General features: G+C 39.6%; 16 protein-coding genes. 10 read left to right on the forward strand and 6 right to left on the reverse strand.

Annotation, left to right across the window (positions count from 1 at the left end; genetic code table 11):
• The first annotated feature begins 23 nt into the window (after nucleotides 1-23).
• From R8G33_07995 to argE, 5 genes are all read left to right on the forward strand, one after another.
• Complete coding sequence (locus tag R8G33_07995; protein ID MDW3095598.1) at nucleotides 24-992, forward strand: D-glycerate dehydrogenase; 969 nt, start codon at nucleotides 24-26, stop codon at nucleotides 990-992.
• Nucleotides 993-1,115: 123 nt separating this feature from the next.
• Nucleotides 1,116-3,911: a phosphoenolpyruvate carboxylase gene (locus tag R8G33_08000; protein MDW3095599.1), complete on the forward strand. Its 2,796-nt coding sequence runs from the start codon at nucleotides 1,116-1,118 to the stop codon at nucleotides 3,909-3,911.
• Nucleotides 3,912-3,914: 3 nt separating this feature from the next.
• Nucleotides 3,915-4,772: an NADP-dependent methylenetetrahydromethanopterin/methylenetetrahydrofolate dehydrogenase gene (locus R8G33_08005; protein MDW3095600.1), complete on the forward strand. Its 858-nt coding sequence runs from the start codon at nucleotides 3,915-3,917 to the stop codon at nucleotides 4,770-4,772.
• Between the two features lie 15 nt (nucleotides 4,773-4,787).
• Nucleotides 4,788-5,156, forward strand: a complete 369-nt coding sequence (locus tag R8G33_08010; protein ID MDW3095601.1) for a diacylglycerol kinase — start codon at nucleotides 4,788-4,790, stop codon at nucleotides 5,154-5,156.
• 16 nt (nucleotides 5,157-5,172) lie between these two features.
• Nucleotides 5,173-6,324, forward strand: coding sequence for an acetylornithine deacetylase (argE, locus tag R8G33_08015; protein ID MDW3095602.1), 1,152 nt, complete (start codon nucleotides 5,173-5,175; stop codon nucleotides 6,322-6,324).
• Between the two features lie 19 nt (nucleotides 6,325-6,343).
• Here the strand turns inward: argE and R8G33_08020 are convergent, their stop codons facing one another.
• Nucleotides 6,344-6,874, reverse strand: coding sequence for a response regulator (locus R8G33_08020; protein MDW3095603.1), 531 nt, complete (start codon nucleotides 6,872-6,874; stop codon nucleotides 6,344-6,346).
• A gap of 2 nt (nucleotides 6,875-6,876) precedes the next feature.
• Entirely contained in the window at nucleotides 6,877-8,115 is a 1,239-nt protein-coding gene (locus tag R8G33_08025) for an ATP-binding protein (GenBank protein ID MDW3095604.1), read from the reverse strand.
• Nucleotides 8,116-8,292: 177 nt separating this feature from the next.
• Here R8G33_08025 and R8G33_08030 point away from each other — a divergent pair, with 177 nt between their 5' ends.
• A complete protein-coding gene (locus R8G33_08030; GenBank protein ID MDW3095605.1) occupies nucleotides 8,293-10,422 on the forward strand; it encodes a TonB-dependent receptor in 2,130 nt (709 codons plus the stop codon).
• 64 nt (nucleotides 10,423-10,486) lie between these two features.
• On the opposite strand, the gene R8G33_08035 is transcribed toward R8G33_08030, so the two are convergent.
• On the reverse strand, nucleotides 10,487-11,167 hold the full coding sequence (locus R8G33_08035; protein ID MDW3095606.1) for a hypothetical protein: 681 nt from the start codon (nucleotides 11,165-11,167) through the stop codon (nucleotides 10,487-10,489).
• A 190-nt stretch (nucleotides 11,168-11,357) separates the two neighbouring features.
• Between R8G33_08035 and argA the strand changes: the two genes are divergently transcribed.
• Together argA and R8G33_08045 are read left to right on the forward strand one after the other, a co-directional pair.
• A complete protein-coding gene (gene argA / locus R8G33_08040; GenBank protein ID MDW3095607.1) occupies nucleotides 11,358-12,635 on the forward strand; it encodes an amino-acid N-acetyltransferase in 1,278 nt (425 codons plus the stop codon).
• A 140-nt stretch (nucleotides 12,636-12,775) separates the two neighbouring features.
• Nucleotides 12,776-13,042 (forward strand): EF-hand domain-containing protein, encoded by a 267-nt coding sequence (locus R8G33_08045; protein MDW3095608.1) that lies wholly within the window; start codon nucleotides 12,776-12,778, stop codon nucleotides 13,040-13,042.
• A 24-nt stretch (nucleotides 13,043-13,066) separates the two neighbouring features.
• On the opposite strand, the gene R8G33_08050 is transcribed toward R8G33_08045, so the two are convergent.
• Together R8G33_08050 and R8G33_08055 are read right to left on the reverse strand one after the other, a co-directional pair.
• Nucleotides 13,067-14,506, reverse strand: a complete 1,440-nt coding sequence (locus tag R8G33_08050; protein ID MDW3095609.1) for an aldehyde dehydrogenase family protein — start codon at nucleotides 14,504-14,506, stop codon at nucleotides 13,067-13,069.
• Nucleotides 14,507-14,518: 12 nt separating this feature from the next.
• Nucleotides 14,519-16,165, reverse strand: a complete 1,647-nt coding sequence (locus R8G33_08055; GenBank protein MDW3095610.1) for an acetolactate synthase large subunit — start codon at nucleotides 16,163-16,165, stop codon at nucleotides 14,519-14,521.
• Between the two features lie 174 nt (nucleotides 16,166-16,339).
• Between R8G33_08055 and R8G33_08060 the strand changes: the two genes are divergently transcribed.
• Nucleotides 16,340-17,317: a phosphotransferase gene (locus R8G33_08060; protein MDW3095611.1), complete on the forward strand. Its 978-nt coding sequence runs from the start codon at nucleotides 16,340-16,342 to the stop codon at nucleotides 17,315-17,317.
• A complete protein-coding gene (locus R8G33_08065; GenBank protein MDW3095612.1) occupies nucleotides 17,314-17,976 on the forward strand; it encodes a nucleotidyltransferase family protein in 663 nt (220 codons plus the stop codon). Before R8G33_08060 ends, R8G33_08065 begins: the two co-directional genes overlap by 4 nt.
• A 6-nt stretch (nucleotides 17,977-17,982) precedes the next feature.
• Here the strand turns inward: R8G33_08065 and lipA are convergent, their stop codons facing one another.
• Nucleotides 17,983-18,915 carry a lipoyl synthase gene (gene lipA / locus R8G33_08070; protein ID MDW3095613.1) on the reverse strand — a complete coding sequence of 311 codons (933 nt, stop codon included), beginning with the start codon at nucleotides 18,913-18,915 and terminating at the stop codon, nucleotides 17,983-17,985.
• Between the last annotated feature and the right edge of the window lies 1 nt (nucleotide 18,916).

Here is an 18,916-nt window from a genome sequence, read left to right on the forward strand (position 1 = left end):
AAAGAGTCTTAAGGAGAATCTTAATGAGCAAACCTAAGGTTATTGTTACCCGCAAGTGGCCAGAGCCAGTTGAGGCGAAGTTAAAAGAGTTATATGACGTTCAGCTTAATGAAAGCGACGTTGCTATGACGCCTGATGAATTGAAAGCAGCATTAAATAACTGTGATGCATTCTGCCCAACAGTGACTGATCCAATTAATGCAGATGTACTTGGTACCGCTGATATTTCTGCAAAAATAATCGGTAGTTATGGTGTTGGCTTTAACCATATCGATTTAGATGCTGCAAAAGCACGCGGCTTAACCGTCACTAATACACCAGAAGTTCTAACTGATTGTACTGCTGATATTGCAATGGGCTTGTTGCTTGCGTCGGCACGCAGAATCACTGAAGGAGAGCGTCACTTACGTGCCGGTGAGTGGACTGGCTGGCGCCCAACCCACATGATGGCAACTAAAGTAACTGGTAAAACATTAGGCTGTATTGGCTTTGGCCGTATTGCACAAGCAATGGCTCAGCGCGCGCACTTTGGCTTTGATATGAAAATTATCTTTAGCGACCCATACCCACCACCACAAGATGTGATTGATAAATTCGGCGCCACTCTAATGAGCGTAGAAGAAGTTCTACAACAAGCCGACTTTGTATCCCTCCATTGTCCTGGTGGCAAAGATACTTACCACTTATTAAATGATGAAAGAATCGGAATGATGCAAAAACATGCAGTTCTAGTGAACTCAGCTCGTGGTGATGTAATTGACAACCAAGCACTGATAGCTGCACTGAAAAATGGCACTATAGCAGGCGCAGGTCTTGATGTATTTGAAGGTGAGCCTGAATTAGACCCTGGTTTCTTAGATTGTGAGAACGCAGTTTTGCTTCCGCACCTTGGTAGTGCATCCGTAGAAACAAGAATCGCTATGGGCGAACGTGTTTTAGAAAATTTAAAAGCATTCTTCGCTGGAGAAACTCCACGAGACAAGTTGGTATAGACCACAACTTAAAGCCGTTATGAACATACATTGCTTCACATTATGTTAAGCGGTATTGTTTTATAACTTATATAAAAGGAGGCTGCATGCCTCCTTTTGCACGTATGAGAGATAAACCATTTTATGTCTACCAAAAAAAAACCAATGTCGATTAAATCATTTTTATCCAATTGGACTCAGTATGTATCTGTTTCCAGCAGCGCTTCGATCTCAGAACGCGTGTCAAAGTATGGAGACGAGGTATCGGAACTTTTATTCAGTAGCTTATTGAACGTCATTCGAAAACGTAGCCCTGAAATTGAAGACATTATTCTTGGTAAGCAAGAATTACGTCACTCTAACGAAACATTACTCACCTATTCACTTCAAGCTTACGGCATTTGGTTTCAGCTACTCTCTATTTTAGATCAACATGTCAACGAAAAGCGTCTACGTTTAATTGAAACAGAAATTGGTCACGATCAAGTTCCGGGAACATTTGCTCAAGTTATTGCACAAGCAGCAAGTGAAGGCGTTAGCGCCGATCAACTTCAAAATGTTTTTGAGCATTCATCTATATTCCCAACAATTACTGCTCACCCTACTGAAGCAAAACGCGTTACAGTATTAGAGATTCATCATCGAATCTACATGTTGCTCAAGCAGCTTGAGAAAGACCGTTGCACTCCACGTGAACGAGAAATGCTTAAAGAAAAAGTTGGTGATGAAATTGATTTACTATGGTTGACTGGTGAAATTCGCTTAGAAAAACCATCTGTTCAGCAAGAAGTCTCATGGGGAATGCATTTTTTCAAGGAGTCACTATACGAAGGAGTCACTGAGTTATATTCAGAACTAGAGCGCGTATTAAGCAGCTACTATCCAGACCATCAATTCAATATCCCTGCATTTTTTCAGTTTGGCTCATGGATTGGCGGTGACCGTGACGGCAACCCTTTTGTTACTACAGAGGTCACTGAACATGCTGTTAAACACTCTGCAAAAGCGACGCTGCAACATTACCTTGCGCAATTAAAAAACCTTGGGTCTTATTTAAGTATCGCTAATCATTCTGTTGAATTACCCGAACCCTTTTATGAACAGCTAAATTCAATTTTGGAAAAAAGTGGTGAAGCTGAAAGTATAAAATCACGAAATCCTGGCGAAGTATTCAGACAGATTATTTATTGTATTGTTAAACGCCTAACAGCTAATCTTTATCAGCTTTCAACAGACAGCAAGCAGAGTATTGCTTATACTTCAGCTAGCGAAATCTCTGCGGACTTACGCGTTATAGAAGATGGCTTAATTGCTGCTAAGTGTGAATCACTTTGCATGAACTATATTCGTCCATTCCGCCATGGCATTGAAGCCTTTGGATTCCACACCACCAGCTTAGACCTTCGCCAAAATTCCACTGTGACTACACAAGCTTTACAAGATATCTGGAAAGTACAGAATGGTCTGGATAATGAACCCCCCGCTAAAGACGCAAAAGAATGGCGTGATTGGTTATTAGAGAAAATACAAGAACCAATAGATAGGCTTCCTCAATTCACTTCTCTTTCGGAAATGAGCGAAGCCACTTTAGATTTAATGCGTTTAATACACAGCTTACAAGAAAAAATTGATCGTGATGCTTTCGGCGTATTCATATTGAGTATGACGCAATCTAGTGAAGATATTATTGGCGTTTATCTACTTGCTAAATATGCCGGTTTATTCACTGATAAAAAGCATGTCAAATCATGTCGTATATTAATAGTGCCATTATTAGAGACGATTGATGATTTACGTAATGGCCCGGCTATCTTAGAGGAACTATTAGATATTCCTTTCGTAAGAAATACCATCGAAGAGTTCGGTGGTCATCAAGAAATTATGGTGGGATATTCCGACTCTAATAAAGATGGTGGATGTGTGTGTTCGACCTGGGAAGTTAGTAAAGCTCAAACTATGATTTATCAAACAGGCCAGAAACACGGCATTGATATCTCATTTTTTCATGGTCGAGGAGGATCTGTATCCCGTGGTGGCGCACCAGCTGGTCGAGCTATCGCTGCACAGCCAGCAGGTACTATCAATGGTCGTATGCGAGTTACCGAACAAGGCGAAGTGGTATCGAGCAAATTTGCTAATCGTGAAGTTGCTGAACAGCAAATGGAATTACTTGCAGCAAGTGTGCTATCTCATACGCTATTTTCTGAACAAGACCATGACTTACAAAAGCGTTCCGAATATGACGAAATTATGGAAGCATTATCGTCATCGTCACAAATTGCTTATCGTGGCTTAGTAGAGTGTCCGGGGTTGGTTGATTTTTATCAGTACGCAAGCCCAGTAGAAGAGCTGACTCTAATGAAAATTGGCTCCCGTCCAGCGCGTCGTTTTGGTGCCAGCAGTTTAGATGATTTACGTGCAATACCATGGGTATTCGCATGGACGCAGAACCGCTTAATGGTCACCGGCTGGTATGGTTATGGTAGCGCAGTTCAACAATTGCTAGATGATAATGGCGATCAAGGTCTTGAAATCTTACATGAGATGTTTGATCAGTGCCCGATCTTTAGATTAATCACAGACAATGTAGAAAAGATGCTATTCCTTACCGACTTCGACGTTGCTAATGAATACGCATCACTGGTAGAAGATATAGATAGCCGTGATCAAATTATGGGGTTAATAATAAAAGAGCGTGAATTAGCTGAGCAGATGATTCTAAAAATCACTCAAGAAACTGAGTTATGCAAACGCTTCCCCAACTTCCATGACACAATGTCAGCACGTATAGATGGCATTAAACAAATTGGTTTAGAGCAGGTTAAGCTAGTAAAACAGTTTAGAGATCCTGAATCTACGAAAGTTACAGCACAAGACAATTTGGTACCGCTTTTGTTATCTATTAACTGTGTAGCGGCAGGACTGGGTTGGACTGGTTAGACAATGAAGAAGTTACTTTATCATTTTGATACAGATGTCATACCTAGCGTATTTGACTCGGTCGTAGCTTATGACGGCGGCGCAGATCATGTCACTCAACTTGCTGGCATCACCCCAGAAAATTGTTACTCTTTAGTTGAAGGTGCTATTTATACGCGGGCACCCAAAAACAAAAAGAATACAGCGCTATTTGTTGGTGGAAGCGACCTAGCTGCAGGCCAAGAGTTGTTTGCTGCTGTGCAAAAAATATTTTTTCAGAAATTTCGTGTTTCCATAATGCTAGACAGTAATGGTTGCAATACCACTGCTGCTGCGGGCGTTGCTCTTATCACCAATTCAACAGCCGTTAAAGGCAAAACTGCCGTAGTATTAGCAGGAACAGGACCTGTCGGACAACGTGCTGCTGCTATGCTGGCAATGAAAGGTGCTAACGTAAGACTCACTTCACGTAAACTTGATCGATCACAGCAGTCATGTGAATTGATGAAACAACAATTTGATGTGGACCTAGAACCAATGGTGGCGTCTGACGATAATACTATTACCGCAGCACTTAATAATGCGCATATCGTATTTGGCGCAGGTAAAACAGGTATTCAGTTACTGTGTGCAGAGCACTGGCAAGATCATCCAACCATAGAAGTACTTGCAGATGTAAACACCGCTCCACCACTAGGGTTAGAGGGCATCGATATGATGGATAAAAACGAAGAGCGTTTTGGTAAACGCATTTTTGGCGGTATTGGTGTTGGCGCATTAAAACTACAATTGCATCGCGCTTGTATCGCACGCTTATTTGAGAGCAATGATTTGGTTCTTGATGCTAAAGAAGTTTATCAAACTGCGGAATCACTTCTCTAAATAAATCATATAGTTATGCAATCTACCTTTGGATTAAAACGCATCTGCAATGCTGTTATTTTCTCCTGCAAAGGTATCGCTTCTACTTGGAAAAGTGAGGCCGCTTTTAGAGAAGAGATTCTCTTGGGTATAATCATGTTTCCAGGCGCATTTTTTCTAGGCGAAACACTCTCACAAACAGCACTTTTAATTATCCCTTTATTTTTAGTATTAATAGTAGAGTTACTTAATACTGGCATTGAACATGTCGTCGATCGGGTTGGACTTGAACATCATGAATTATCAGGTTTAGCAAAAGATGCCGGTTCTGCAGCCGTATTCTTATGTAATATGCTTATTATTTGTGTATGGAGTCTAGTCGCTTTAGACAGGTTTGTTTTCTAATGACTACTAAATCTTAATGGCAAAAGCGCCCACCACTCATGACATGCTGGATAATCTAATTTCCAGTCCATCTATTAGTAGTAATCATCCTCACTTAGACAGTAGCAATTTACCTGTTATTAACTTACTAGCAGAATGGCTAGATGAGTTCGGTTTTGATATCAAAATCCAACCCCTTCCTGAGCAAAATAATAAAGCAAACCTAATTGCACGATTAGGAAATGGTGACGATGGCTTGGCATTGTCGGGGCACACCGACACCGTACCATGTGATGAGAATCTATGGGATTTTGACCCATTTAAAGTCACCCAAGTTGATAGTCGTTATTATGGATTAGGCACAAGTGACATGAAAAGTTTTTTCGCACTGATAATAACTGCGCTAAAAGACATAAACCTTAACAAGTTAAATAAACCTATAACTATTCTCGCCACTGCAGATGAGGAAAGTTCTATGGCAGGCGCTAAAGCTTTACTCAGCGGCCAAGGTAAATTAGGCAGATACTGCATAATTGGTGAACCCACCACCCTAAAGCCAGTGCATCAGCATAAAGGCATTTTCATGGAAAGCATACGCTTACTGGGCCGCTCAGGGCATTCAAGTGACCCTAGACTTGGCAATAATGCCTTGGAAGGTATGCATGAAATCATCCAGACAATGCTCAGCTATAGAGATGCACTAGGTAAGCAGTTTGTTAACCAGGATTTTGCAGTACCGCAACCAACACTTAACTTAGGCCATATCCATGGCGGAGATAACCCTAATCGAATTTGTGGACAGTGTGAGTTGCATTATGATCTACGCACCCTTCCAGACATGGAAATAAATAACATCCGCAATAATCTACACGATATGGTATTAGAAATTAGTCAAAGACGCGGACTTAAATGTGAATTTACCAGTTTATTTGAAGGCACCCCAGCACTATCAACACCAGCAACCAGCAGTATAGTTAAGCTTACCGAGCAACTCACTAATACAAAAAGTAATTCTGTAGTTTTTGCTACAGAAGGACCATATTTTTCTCAAATGGGAATGGAAACAATTATACTTGGCCCTGGAAGCATTGATGTTGCCCATCAACCTAATGAGTACATTGAAAATGAGCAGCTAGATTCTGCAATCGACCTTTACAAAAAAATAATCAATAAAGTTTGCATTAACTAATAATATTTATCTTTCAGATTTATCTTTTTACTGGGCGCTTCTGTAATTTTCTCTGCAAAGTTCTTCGATGCATATTCAACGCCCTCGCCGCTGCAGAAATATTCCCATCATGTTCTAATAATACTTTTTGCAAATGCTCCCACTCCAACCTTCTTACTGATAATGTCGTTTCCTCAATTGTCGTATTATCTTCACTTGGCGTCTGCAAGAGCTTATCTATAATCTCTTGCACTGATGCAGGCTTGGTTAAATAATTGATAGCGCCCAATTTCATAGCTTCGACAGTCGTAGCAATACTAGCATAGGCTGTTAACATGACTATTTTTATATTAGGATTTTTCTCCAGCAAATACTTAATTGCATTAAGCCCTGAATCCTCACCTATTCTCAAATCAACTACGCCATAATCAATTCTCTCCAAGCTATCAAGCTTCTGCAGTTCCTCCACGCTATGTGCTGAAATTATTGTGTACTCACGTTTAGTAAATGCACGACTAAGCGCGTTGCAAAAAGCTATGTCATCATCAACTATAATTACATTAGGATTCATGCTTATTTCAATGGCTGTATTGGTAATGTAATGATTGTTTCTACTCCACCAGAAGGCCTGTTAGTTAACTTAATTGCACCCCCCAGCCTTTGAATAATTTCATGTGCAAGAAATGCACCTAGACCAATACCATCTGGTTTTGTTGAATAAGGTTTGGTACCTATCTCTGCTAATACTTTTGGGTCAATACCCTCACCTTGATCAATAATTTTCAGGCGCGCTTCATTATGCTGCCATTTAGCATCAACATAGATTACTTCTGGTGATGCATCGGCGGCATTATCCAATAAATTAATTAATGCTTTTGATAATGTCTTTCCCGCAATCACTCCCGCCTTATCTCCGGAAGTGATATTTGTATTTAATTTCACAGCAGGTCTTGTTTGATGCCAATCATCTAATAGGCTAATCAAAAATTCCTCAAAATCACTAATCTTGTGCTCTTCAATATTCAGCCCCCCTGCAGATTTCGACATTTCTGCAAGTGCTTGCTTACAACGAATTACTTGTTCCAGCAGGATATCTATTTCTTCCTGGCTAATATTATTCTCTTCTAGATCAGCGATAATTATTTGAATCGTGCCTAAAGGTGTTCCCATTTCATGAGCAGTACTAGCAGCAAGCGCACCCAAAGAAACTAGCTTCTCATCTTTAATTGCGCGTTCTCGAGCGAATCTTAAAAGTTGGTTTTTTTGTTGCAAAGCAGCACGCATTTTTACAACAAAAAATGCAATTACGCACGCGCTCAATACAAAACTTACCCACATACCAAACACATGCAGCATAAATGATTGATCATTGTGGTGTGCATGTTGATTAGGATACAGCCACATTAGGTAGGAATACGCCGACATGCTGACCGCAGCCAATATCCACACCCACATTTGTGGCAATAAAACAGCGCTAATCGCTACCGGCAATAAATACATCGAAACGAACGGGTTAGTTGCCCCACCTGAAAAATAAAATAAAAATGTTAATGCGATTACATCAATTAGTAGCTGAATAAATATTTCCAAATAACCAGGTTCAGAAACTTTAATTGACCGGATCCAGGTATACGTATTAACCAATACCAGGCTTGAGATCACCGTGGCGATTCCCCATCCGTTCAAAGGAAATGCAAATACCATTTTAGCAAGCAATGACGTCGCTATTTGGCCCAGTATTGAAAAAGTACGAAACCAGAATAGTAATCTGAGAGTATTGGGATCTTCCTTTCCCCACCAAGTTATCTTCATTATCGACACAAGTTAATTACCAGGCAATTATTCTTTTTAGAGCTAGATTGTAGTCCATATTAAGTCATTATTTTGCTTGCCTATCAATTACATATGCGACATTTTGTCACATCCGTAGAGACAGTGAATTTGCTACTCTGCCGAGCAACTAAATTTTACTATAAGAATAAGGATGTCATGCCTCATTTCAAACGCTCATTCCCTATGTTTTTGGTCATACTTAGCCAATTATTAGCTTCAATTATTAATGCAGAAGAATTACAGCCCATTTCTGTTACTGATACTGCTATCCAAAGCCCAACTTCTAATAAATCAAAATCATCTGAAACTGATGTAACCAATTTAATGGAAGAAATACCTGGTGGTGGTATCCATAGCAATGGCGCCATTAGCGGGCAAACTTATTATCGCGGCATTTTCGGTCCTAGAATGAATGTGCTAATTGATAATGTCCGCATTGAGAGCGGTGGTCCTAACTGGATGGATCCTCCTTTACATTATGCACCCAACACTCTAGTTGAATCATTTGAAGTTGAGCGCGGCATAGACTCAGTCAGCAATGGCTCAACGCTTGGGACAACTGTTAGAGTCAAACAAAAATCAAGCAAATTTACTCAGTCAGATAAATTCTCACTTGATGGTGACGCTATAATATCAGGACATACTGTAGATTCAGGCTACAACGCAGGCGGCATTATTGGAATCTCAAACAGCCAACATCGTTTACATGTGACGGGTAGTAGAGATGATGGAAATGATTTTCGCTCAGGTGGTGGTGAAGTTGATGGCACTGAATATGAACGCGATAGCATTGGCGCTGGTTATGGCTTTAGAATGGGGGCACATGAATTTTCATTCGATGCTCGCTATGTAAGCTCTAAAGATACTGGCACCCCTTCTCTGCCATTAGATCCAAATTTCTTCCATACTGAAATTTATAATGCTGGATACATCGGTGAAATTAATAATTTTGTTGTGGAATTCGATATATTTCATACAGATATAGAACATCAAATGAAAAATTTTGATTTACGTCCAGCACCGGATTTTTCAAATATCGCACTACCGCCCTTTGCTGGCACAGACAGAAGACAAGTAGATGTTGGCTCAGATGATACCGGCGCCTCATTAACCTTAAGCAAGGATATTAATAATGGCACTCTCTCTTTCGGTATTGATGGCCACAATGCAGACCATAATTCTGTAATAACTGACCCAGACTTTGCGATGTTTGAAGTTGTTAATTTCAATAATGCTGAAGCTGATCACCTAGGAATATTCACCGAATGGGAAGGAAGCATTAGCTCATTTGAGATTGAGTTAGGAGCTCGCTACCAACGTGTTAAGAATGATGCCGATGAAATTAGTATTATGCCTGCAGTACTTCCGCCGGCAGTAGCATTACAAGATCGCTTCAATGCATCTGACCGATCTAAAACAGATCATAATTTAGATTTAGTTGCCAAACTTTCTTACCCCTTGAATGATGAGCTCACTCTAATTACAGGCTTTGCACGAAAATCACGTGCACCTAGTTATATCGAGCGTTACCAATGGATACCATTGAACGTCAATGCAGGTTTAGGTGATGGTAATAATTATATTGGTAATGTTGACCTTAATTCTGAATGGGCAAACCAATTTGAACTCGGCTTGGACTGGAATGATGATAGAGCTTACATAAATCCAAGGCTTCACTATCAACGCATTAATAATTACATCCAAGGGGTTGCAGTCGAATCAAATACTTTTAATATGCCTATAATTGGTGTCAGCGGAAATGCTAACGGTGATCAAACACCATTACAGTTTGCTAATGTAGAAGCTGAAATTTATGGCTTTGATACAGACTGGGGATATCAAATCAATCCATTATGGGCCTTATCTGGCCAAGCAAGTTACGTACGCGGTAAACGACGTGATGTGAATGACGATCTATTTCATATTGCGCCACCACGTGCAAGTGCAGCACTGACCCGCAGTTTTGGTAATGGGTCAGCAACTATTGAAGGGGTGCTAGTTGCACGGCAAACTAAAATTTCAGATGAGCTAACAAATGATCCAGCAAACTCAAACAATAACAATGACTCAACACCAGGCTACGGATTAATTAATCTTTACGGAGATTACACACCAACCAGTATGTCTAATGTGTCTATTCAAGCAGGCGTAGAAAACCTCCTAGACAAAGAATACACAGACCACTTAAATGGCTTTAATCGTGTGGCTAATAATGGTGTAGATCTGGGAGAACGTTTACCTGGGCCAGGCATTAACGCTTTTGTGGCTGTCGGGATTTCTTTCTAAGCAGTCAATAAAAACCAAATGTAAGGATAAATTTTATTCGAGTTTTATTCTTACATTTGAATAATTAATTTGAACGGCGCGCCAATTCACTATCTAGCGCAGCAATTACTTTCTTTATATCAGCACCTGATTTCGCCAAGTCCATCTCAGCACGCGCCTGCTTAACACCAGCATACGAATCGTCAAGTGTCTTTTTGTAACTACCGATTGGAGTATCCTCATTAATCATATCCACTTTTAGGCGTTCATAGAAATCTGGATATTTCTGGAATGCGTAAAGCATAGACATATAGACCGCAGCGAATCTGAAATCATAAGATGGATAGTCTTGAAGATTATGTACAACTTTACGATTTTCCATCATATCGACAGCGAACGTTTCCTGATAGCCCAATAATATTTCTTTAAACTCGCCATCAATTTGATAGTCCGCAATCATCTCATCGATAACATCTGAAATTGAAAGACGAACTAAATCGTGAGCCATCAATTTTTCAAATAACAGTTGTTCGGCTTTTTGTTCCTCATTAGCATTAGCGGCAGTTTTTTCTAAGTCGCGCTGACGTTCAGCACGCATGCTTGTTATCTCTTCTGTCGAGAGGCTATCTAAATTGTCTGGCACACTATATACCACAGTATCTTGTATAGGCATTCCACCATCTGCCATGACCGCTACGCTAAACACTCCCACAATCACTAATATTAGTAGTGGCGAAATAAGTCCACTTTTAGTGTAATTAGCCATTCTCTGTTTATGATTAGATAACATAAATTTCGTCTTCCATTTTCACGCCCAAAAATTGAGCTTTTATTGATATATTTAGTAGTTGATCATACTACCACAGCTAATAAAGCATAATAATACAGGCCGCATTTTTACCAATTAATCAGTATAATTCCTGACAAATTATCAGCTTTTTATTCAGAATTTAGCCATGGAAACATTTGACATAGAAACATTTCGAAGTGCCGCCCCTTATATTTACGCACACCAGGGAAACGTCTTCGTAATCACTATCCCAAGTAGCGTGATTGAAAATGATCAGTTTTCAGCCCTTATCCAAGATCTAGCATTAATGCAGACACTAGGAATAAAACTAGTCCTAGTTTATGGCACTGGTCTATTACCAAGAAATAGATCCAAAAAGCCAATAATAGACACTAAAAAATTACTTAAGGTTCAACATAAAATTGGTGAACTACAGTCACGTATAGAGTCATTATTCTCAACTGGTTTAATCAATACTCCAATGGCAGGTATGAAACTAACCACCGTGTCAGGTAACTTCGTCCACGCCAAACCTACTGGTGTGGTAAATGGCATTGATCTTCAATTTCACGGAGAAGTGCGCCGCATCGATACCCAAGCTATTCAACATCAGCTTGAGCACAACAATATTGTCTTATTATCATCATTAGGATACTCACCTAGTGGTGAATGTTTTTATTTAGATGAATATGATGTCGCTACAACTGTAGCCGCAAGTATTCCTTCAGAAAAACTTATTTTCTTAATAAATGAAAAAACTCTACAGAATAGTCGCAAGCAACGCATTAAATTCCTCACACTTAATTCAGCACAGGACTTACTTGCACGTCGTAAAACGCTAAGTAAAACTCTGAGGCAGCATATTGAACTTGCCATCAATGCATGCCTGAATCGAGTACAACGAGTTCATTTACTCAGCACCGATGTGCCTGGAGCCTTACTACAAGAACTTTATAGTCACGATGGTGCAGGCACATTAATAACTGCTGAGCATTACAACGATATTCGACAGGCTTCAATTGAAGATGTTGGTGGTATTATTTCTTTAATCAACCCATTAGAAGAACAACAAATTCTTGTACACCGCACACGCGAGCAGATTGAGCTAGAAATTCATAATTATGATGTAATTGAACGTGATGGATTTGTTATTGCATGTGGTGCACTTCACCCTTTAAAGCAAAAAAACATTGGTGAAATTGCCTGTATAGCTGTTCACCCTGATTTTCAAAAAGAAGGCCATGGAAATCGAATACTAAAACATCTAGAACAAAAGGCATGGTCGTTAAACCTGAATTCTGTTTTTGTATTAACAACCAAGGCATTACATTGGTTTCGTGAAAATGGTTATCGTAAATCAACTACCCAAGAACTGCCTATCAACAAACAGAAAACTTATAATTACCAAAGAAATTCACGCGTTTATATTAAATCTAATAAATGAACTAATATTCATGTTTATATAAAATACAGCTGTTACATCTATATAGCGATTGCACTGCATCTTTATACTCGCTATTTTACCTTGTAAGAATTTATCACAATGCTAGGTCTAATAGAAAATAACTGTTAGGAGATATAAAAATGAAAAATATCGGATTAATAATAATCGGATTATCTAGTGTCTTTGCCACACAAGCTTTTTCTTTTGGTGGTGGCTTAAGTTATAAGGAAGCGTTATTTTGGAGCGGAGATAAAAATCGTAGCGGATACCTGGATATAAAAGAGGCAAGCAGTATCCACAATCTTGGCAATGAAAAAGTTTTTGCGAAATATGACAAAAACGATGATGGAGCAATTACTACATTTGAATTCAACGACTATATCAACCAAAGGAGTCGCACAGAGTAGTAATTAATATTACTCGCGGTATTATTATAACTCTTTTGATCGTATAACAATCTGTTTATCGATTTGCATATCTTCAAAGGTGTAGGGTATTCCTCCTACACCTAATCCTGATTGTCGAATACCCGCAAACGGCATCCAATCAACACGGAATGCAGTATGGTCATTTATCATTACAGTGGCTGCATCTAACCGGCGGCTACAGTTAAGCGCAAAATCAAGGTTTTTAGTTAATACAGAGGCTTGAAATGCATAAGGCAAACTGTTCGATTGTGCAATTGCTTGTTCAACGTCATCATATCCATACACGCATACCGCTGGACCAAAAATCTCTTGAGTACTTATCTGGGAGTTAACTTCCGGTTCTAGCAATACAGTGCATTCATAACTCGTGGTAGACAAGGTATTGCCACCACACACTTTGGTTGCACCACCTTCTATTGCTGTGTCTACCCAGGACTTAACACGATCAACTTCATGCGGTCTAATTAACGGACCTACCTCAGTAGTTTCCAATGTAGGGTCTCCAATCTTCATCTCATTTGCAAAGCTTGCTAAACGTTCAGATACCTCATTTGCCAATGAATGTGGAGCAAACACTCTTTGCACAGATACACATACCTGTCCCGCATGATAAAAACCACCTTTAGCAATAAGTGGTAGTGTGTCATCAAGATCTGCAGTTGAATCAATAATCACAGGAGCAACACCTCCGTGCTCTAGTGCACAACGTGCTCCGGGAGCTAATTTAGAACGCAACATCCAACCCACTCTGCCACTACCGATGAATGAGAAAAAGCCTACACGCTCATCTGTAACGAGCTTTTCTGCAACTGTATGGTCATTCACAGCACATGCTTGACAATATTCTTCAGGCAATCCAGCATCTCGTAAAATTTGTACGAAGCGAAAGCATGATAAAGGTGTATCTTCCGCGGGCTTTACAATTACAGGACAACCCGCAGCAATCGCTGGCCCGACTTGGTGCACAATCAAATTAAGTGGATGATTGAAAGCACTCACCGCAACAACGACACCGATTGGTTCTTTACGAGTAAACGCTAAACGATTTTGCGATGATGGATTCAACCCCATTGGAATTTCACGTCCGCTTTCATTGCGTAAAACTTCAATGCAATTTTTTACACCGTCAATCGCGCGTGCAACTTCAACACGTGAATCGATTAATGGCTTACCACCTTCTCTAGCAGCTTCAAGCGCTAAATACTCAGCTTGCTGCTGCATGAGTTCTGCAGCCTTCTCCAAAACATCAATTCTTTTTGGGATCGGAAGCCAACGGTCTCGGTCACTAAAAATCTTATCAGCTGTACTTAATGCTTTATCAACATCATCTGCAGATGCAACAGGCACTTCTGCGATAGGCGTTAAGTCCCATGGTGCGACGACTTCGATTTTATCTCCAGTACCAACCGCACCTGGAATCATTACTTTAAACTCTTCATTCATAATAATTCTACTTTACTCTGGCGCCACCCCAGTAACTAAGCGACTTAGCTCTTCCGAAAGTTTCATGTTTTCAGAGTAATCAACAGGACAATCAATTATCACCACTGTATCATCCGAAATCGCTTGCTTAAGTGTAGGTACAAGTTCTTCTGCACTATTTACACGATAACCTTTTGCACCAAAACTTTCTGCATATTTCACAAAATCCGGGTTAGTGAATTCGATATTACTGGGTCTCCCCATTTTACGCATTTGATGCCATTTAATTAGGCCGTATTCACTATCATTCCAAATTAATATAATAATAGGGATTTTATATCTAAGGGCTGTTTCAATTTCTTGAGAATTCATCATGAACCCAGCATCACCTGTGACGGTTAATGCTGTTGCATTTGGATTTACCATTTTAGCCGCCATCGCGCCTGGCACACCGATTCCCATGGATGCAAATCCATTTGAAATAATACAAGTATTTGGTTTTTCTGCTTGATACATACGCGCCATCCACATTTTATGTGCGCCTACATCAGAAACCACAACATCCTCAGGATTCAATACTGCTCGTAAATCACAAATTATTTTCTGTGGCTTAATCGGAAAGCCCGTATCATTTGCATATTCATTCAACTCGCCAACAATTGTTTCACGTAATTCTGCATTAAAACCTCCCACATGAGGTTTTGCATTTTCAGCTATACCTTCTAAACCATCTTTAATATCTCCGATAACTCCTACTTCAAGAATATAGTGTTCATCAACTTCAGCAGGACTCATATCTATATGAATAATTTTCTTATCTTTATACTTATGCCAAATATGCGGATGAAATTCGACCATATCAAATCCTATACATATAATGACGTCAGATTTTTCAAATCCACAAGCCACATAATCTTTAGCTTGCAAACCGACAGTTCCCAAAGATAAATCATGAGAAGAAGGCATCGTCCCTTTTGCCATAAAAGTCGTAGCTACGGCAATATTTAATTGTTCAGCAAATTTCACTAGCTGATCAGAAGCACCACTTCGGATAACACCATTACCCGCCATAATAATTGGGTTTTTAGATTGACTGATTACATCAGCCGCTTGCTTTATTTTTTCTATAGGAGGAACAGGATGTAGTGGTGCCTGCACTTTCAAAGGCTGTTTTTCTACCGCCATTTGAGATCCGGCAATATTCTCAGGGAAATCAATAAAACTACCTCCAGGTTTTTCCATCTGTGCATCTTTAAATGCTTTTCTAACAATTTCAGGAATAATTTGTGATGCACGAATTTGAGTGCTGTACTTTGAAATTGGCTCAAATAGATTTACTAAATCTAATACCTGGTGACTCTCTTTATGCATGCGTGTTGTTGCGCCTTGTCCTGCAATGGCAACGATTGGAGCGCGGTCCATATCAGCATCGGCAAAGCCTGTAATCAGATTAGTAGCTCCAGGACCAAGTGTGGCTAAACAGACACCAGCTTTTCCTGTCAGTCTGCCGTATACATCTGCCATGAATGCTGCTCCCTGCTCATGCCGAGTTGTAATAAATTTGATTTTACTGTCTAGCAAAGCATCCATGACATCCAGATTTTCCTCTCCGGGGATCCCAAAAATATACTCAACTCCTTCATTTTCCAGACATTTAATAAATAGTTCTGAAGCTTTCATATGTTTCTCCAACAAATAGGAATTTACAGCAACTTAAACTTGAAAGTGACTTATAATTGACTAGTAATACATATCGGCATGTTTCTAATTAATTTAGTCAAATAGTCTCATAATTCACTCAAAGATAAACCTTTTTCTAATACAAGACATTATTGTGTTATTTACCACTCCAACATGAACCATACGACCGACCAACGCACTCAACTATTACAAGATTGGCTTAATTCTCTTTTCGATATTGTCGAGGACTCTTTTTCAGTGGTGTCTGGTGACGCAAGCTTCCGACGATACTTTAGATTTATTGCTAAAAATGAAATGGGCCAAAAAAAGATCTCCTTAATTGCTGTAGATGCACCACCCGAGCTGGAAGATAGCCAGCGCTTTATCGATATTGCTCTGTTACTAGCAGATAATAATTTACCTGCACCAAAAATTTACATTTCTTCCAATGATGGTTTTTATGTGCAACAAGATTTTGGCGACCAGTTACTAAATAGTGCATTAAACGAAAATTCTGCCGATTTCCTATACAGCATTGCAATGAATTATATAGTTGACCTACAACAAATTGATGGTTCCAACCTCCCCTGTTATAACAGCCAACTACTTCTAACGGAAATGAGGCTATTCTCAGACTGGTTCCTAGCCAAGCATTTAAGCTACACACTAACGGATAAAGACAAAAATATTCTTGATTCTACCTATCAACTCTTAGAATCTAATGCATTAGAACAACCACAAGTATTTGTACATCGTGATTATCATTCACGAAACTTAATGGTATTAGATGATGACCATCTAGGCATTATTGATTTTCAAGACGCTGTACTTGGTCCAATCACTTATGACTTAGTCTCTTTACTTAGAGATTGTTACATTGAATGGCCACAGCATAAAATTGATTCCTGGGTACGACAATTCGTGAATATATTACCTGGACAATATGACATTGCGCAGTTTTACCGCTGGTTTGACTTAATGGGAATGCAGAGACACCTAAAGGCAATAGGCATTTTCTCTCGACTTAACTACAGAGATGGGAAGACTTCATATATGAATGACATTCCTCGTACTATTAATTATGTATTAACTGTCAGTGACAAGTATGACGAATTAAAACCATTTCACACATTTGTTAGAAAACTATTATGAAAGCCATGATACTTGCTGCTGGCCGTGGTAATCGTTTACGCCCACTCACTGACAATATACCCAAGGCATTGTTACGAGTTGGAAAATGCACTCTAATAGAACACCACATTCATAAGCTTGCCTTAGCTGGCTTTGAATCTATTATTATTAATACCGCCTACCGCGGTAAACAAATACGCAATTATCTTGGTGATGGCTCATCCTATAAAATTCCCATTAGTTATTCTGACGAAGGTGAACAAGCTTTAGAAACTGGTGGGGGTATTTCATATGCACTGCCATTACTTGGAGATGAACCGATTTTAGTCATCAGTGCTGACATATATTGTCGAATCCCCTTTGATGCAACTTTTAAACTGCGCAATTCAGATATGCATCTATTAATGGTGAACAACCCAGAACATAACCCTAATGGTGATTTTTATGGTGAAGAATTAAACATCAAGGGACAAAGTAAGAAAAGTTTCACGTACAGCGGTATAGCTTACATAGATCCAAAATTATTCATTCATGAAAAAAGAATATTTCCATTAATTGATACTATCCGTCACTGCATAAACCATAATGCGATTAGTGCGGATATCTTTAATGGCGCGTGGTTTGATATAGGAACAGGCAGTCGTTTGCATACTGCAAATAAGTTTGCTCTGTGCAATTAATTTGCATTAATTACCTCCAGCGGCTTGCTGATCAGCATGATATGAAGAACGTACCATAGGCCCACTAGCGACATTTGAAAAACCCATCTTCAATGCATCATCTCGCAACTGATTAAATTCGGCTGGTGTAACATAACGAATCACTGGCAAGTGATGTTTAGATGGTTGCAAATACTGACCTAAAGTTAACATGTCGCAATCATGTGACCGCAAATCACGCATTACCTCTCGCACCTCATCTAACTCCTCACCCAAACCCAACATCATTCCCGACTTTGTAGGGATGCAAGGATTCGCTTGTTTAAATTCTTGGATTAATTTTAGTGACCATTGATAATCAGATCCTGGACGCGCTTGCTTATAAAGGCGTGGAACAGTTTCCAAATTATGATTAAACACATCTGGCAACGAAGGTTGCAATGCTGACAACGCTTTTTCCATACGTCCGCGAAAGTCTGGCACTAATACTTCGATCTTAATACTAGGATTAACAATGCGTACTTGTTTAATACATTGCTGAAAATGGCTGGCCCCACCATCTTTTAAGTCATCACGATCAACCGAAGTAATCACAACGTATTTTAAATTCATCAGCTGAATAGTCTCAGCCAGCTTAACTGGCTCATGATCATCTGGTGGCAAGGGACGCCCGTGAGCAACATCGCAGAATGGACAACGACGCGTGCACAAATCGCCCAGTATCATAAAAGTTGCTGTCCCATGACCATAGCATTCGTTAAGATTAGGGCATGATGCTTCCTCACATACAGTATACAAGCCATTATCTTTAATTGTTTTCTTTAATGCCGTAACACTTTCAGAATTTGTTACTTTTATTCGAATCCATTCTGGCTTGCGTAATATTGTTTCACTGGGCACGATTTTTATCGGTATGCGTGAAACTTTATCTTCACCGCGCTGTTTGTTCGTTGGGCTCATT

The organism is Gammaproteobacteria bacterium (genome assembly GCA_033344735.1).
Lineage (GTDB): Bacteria > Pseudomonadota > Gammaproteobacteria > UBA4575 > UBA4575 > UBA1858.

Coding starts and splice junctions, on each gene's coding strand:
- R8G33_08010 (MDW3095601.1), top strand. CDS start 4,788: ATGCAATCTACCTTTGGATTAAAACGCATCTGCAATGCTGTTATTTTC.
- argA (MDW3095607.1), top strand. CDS start 11,358: ATGGAAACATTTGACATAGAAACATTTCGAAGTGCCGCCCCTTATATT.
- R8G33_08005 (MDW3095600.1), top strand. CDS start 3,915: ATGAAGAAGTTACTTTATCATTTTGATACAGATGTCATACCTAGCGTA.
- R8G33_08030 (MDW3095605.1), top strand. CDS start 8,293: ATGCCTCATTTCAAACGCTCATTCCCTATGTTTTTGGTCATACTTAGC.
- R8G33_08000 (MDW3095599.1), top strand. CDS start 1,116: ATGTCTACCAAAAAAAAACCAATGTCGATTAAATCATTTTTATCCAAT.
- lipA (MDW3095613.1), bottom strand. CDS start 18,915: ATGAGCCCAACGAACAAACAGCGCGGTGAAGATAAAGTTTCACGCATA.
- R8G33_08025 (MDW3095604.1), bottom strand. CDS start 8,115: ATGAAGATAACTTGGTGGGGAAAGGAAGATCCCAATACTCTCAGATTA.
- R8G33_08035 (MDW3095606.1), bottom strand. CDS start 11,167: ATGGCTAATTACACTAAAAGTGGACTTATTTCGCCACTACTAATATTA.
- R8G33_08020 (MDW3095603.1), bottom strand. CDS start 6,874: ATGAATCCTAATGTAATTATAGTTGATGATGACATAGCTTTTTGCAAC.
- R8G33_07995 (MDW3095598.1), top strand. CDS start 24: ATGAGCAAACCTAAGGTTATTGTTACCCGCAAGTGGCCAGAGCCAGTT.
- R8G33_08055 (MDW3095610.1), bottom strand. CDS start 16,165: ATGAAAGCTTCAGAACTATTTATTAAATGTCTGGAAAATGAAGGAGTT.
- R8G33_08045 (MDW3095608.1), top strand. CDS start 12,776: ATGAAAAATATCGGATTAATAATAATCGGATTATCTAGTGTCTTTGCC.
- argE (MDW3095602.1), top strand. CDS start 5,173: ATGGCAAAAGCGCCCACCACTCATGACATGCTGGATAATCTAATTTCC.
- R8G33_08060 (MDW3095611.1), top strand. CDS start 16,340: ATGAACCATACGACCGACCAACGCACTCAACTATTACAAGATTGGCTT.
- R8G33_08050 (MDW3095609.1), bottom strand. CDS start 14,506: ATGAATGAAGAGTTTAAAGTAATGATTCCAGGTGCGGTTGGTACTGGA.
- R8G33_08065 (MDW3095612.1), top strand. CDS start 17,314: ATGAAAGCCATGATACTTGCTGCTGGCCGTGGTAATCGTTTACGCCCA.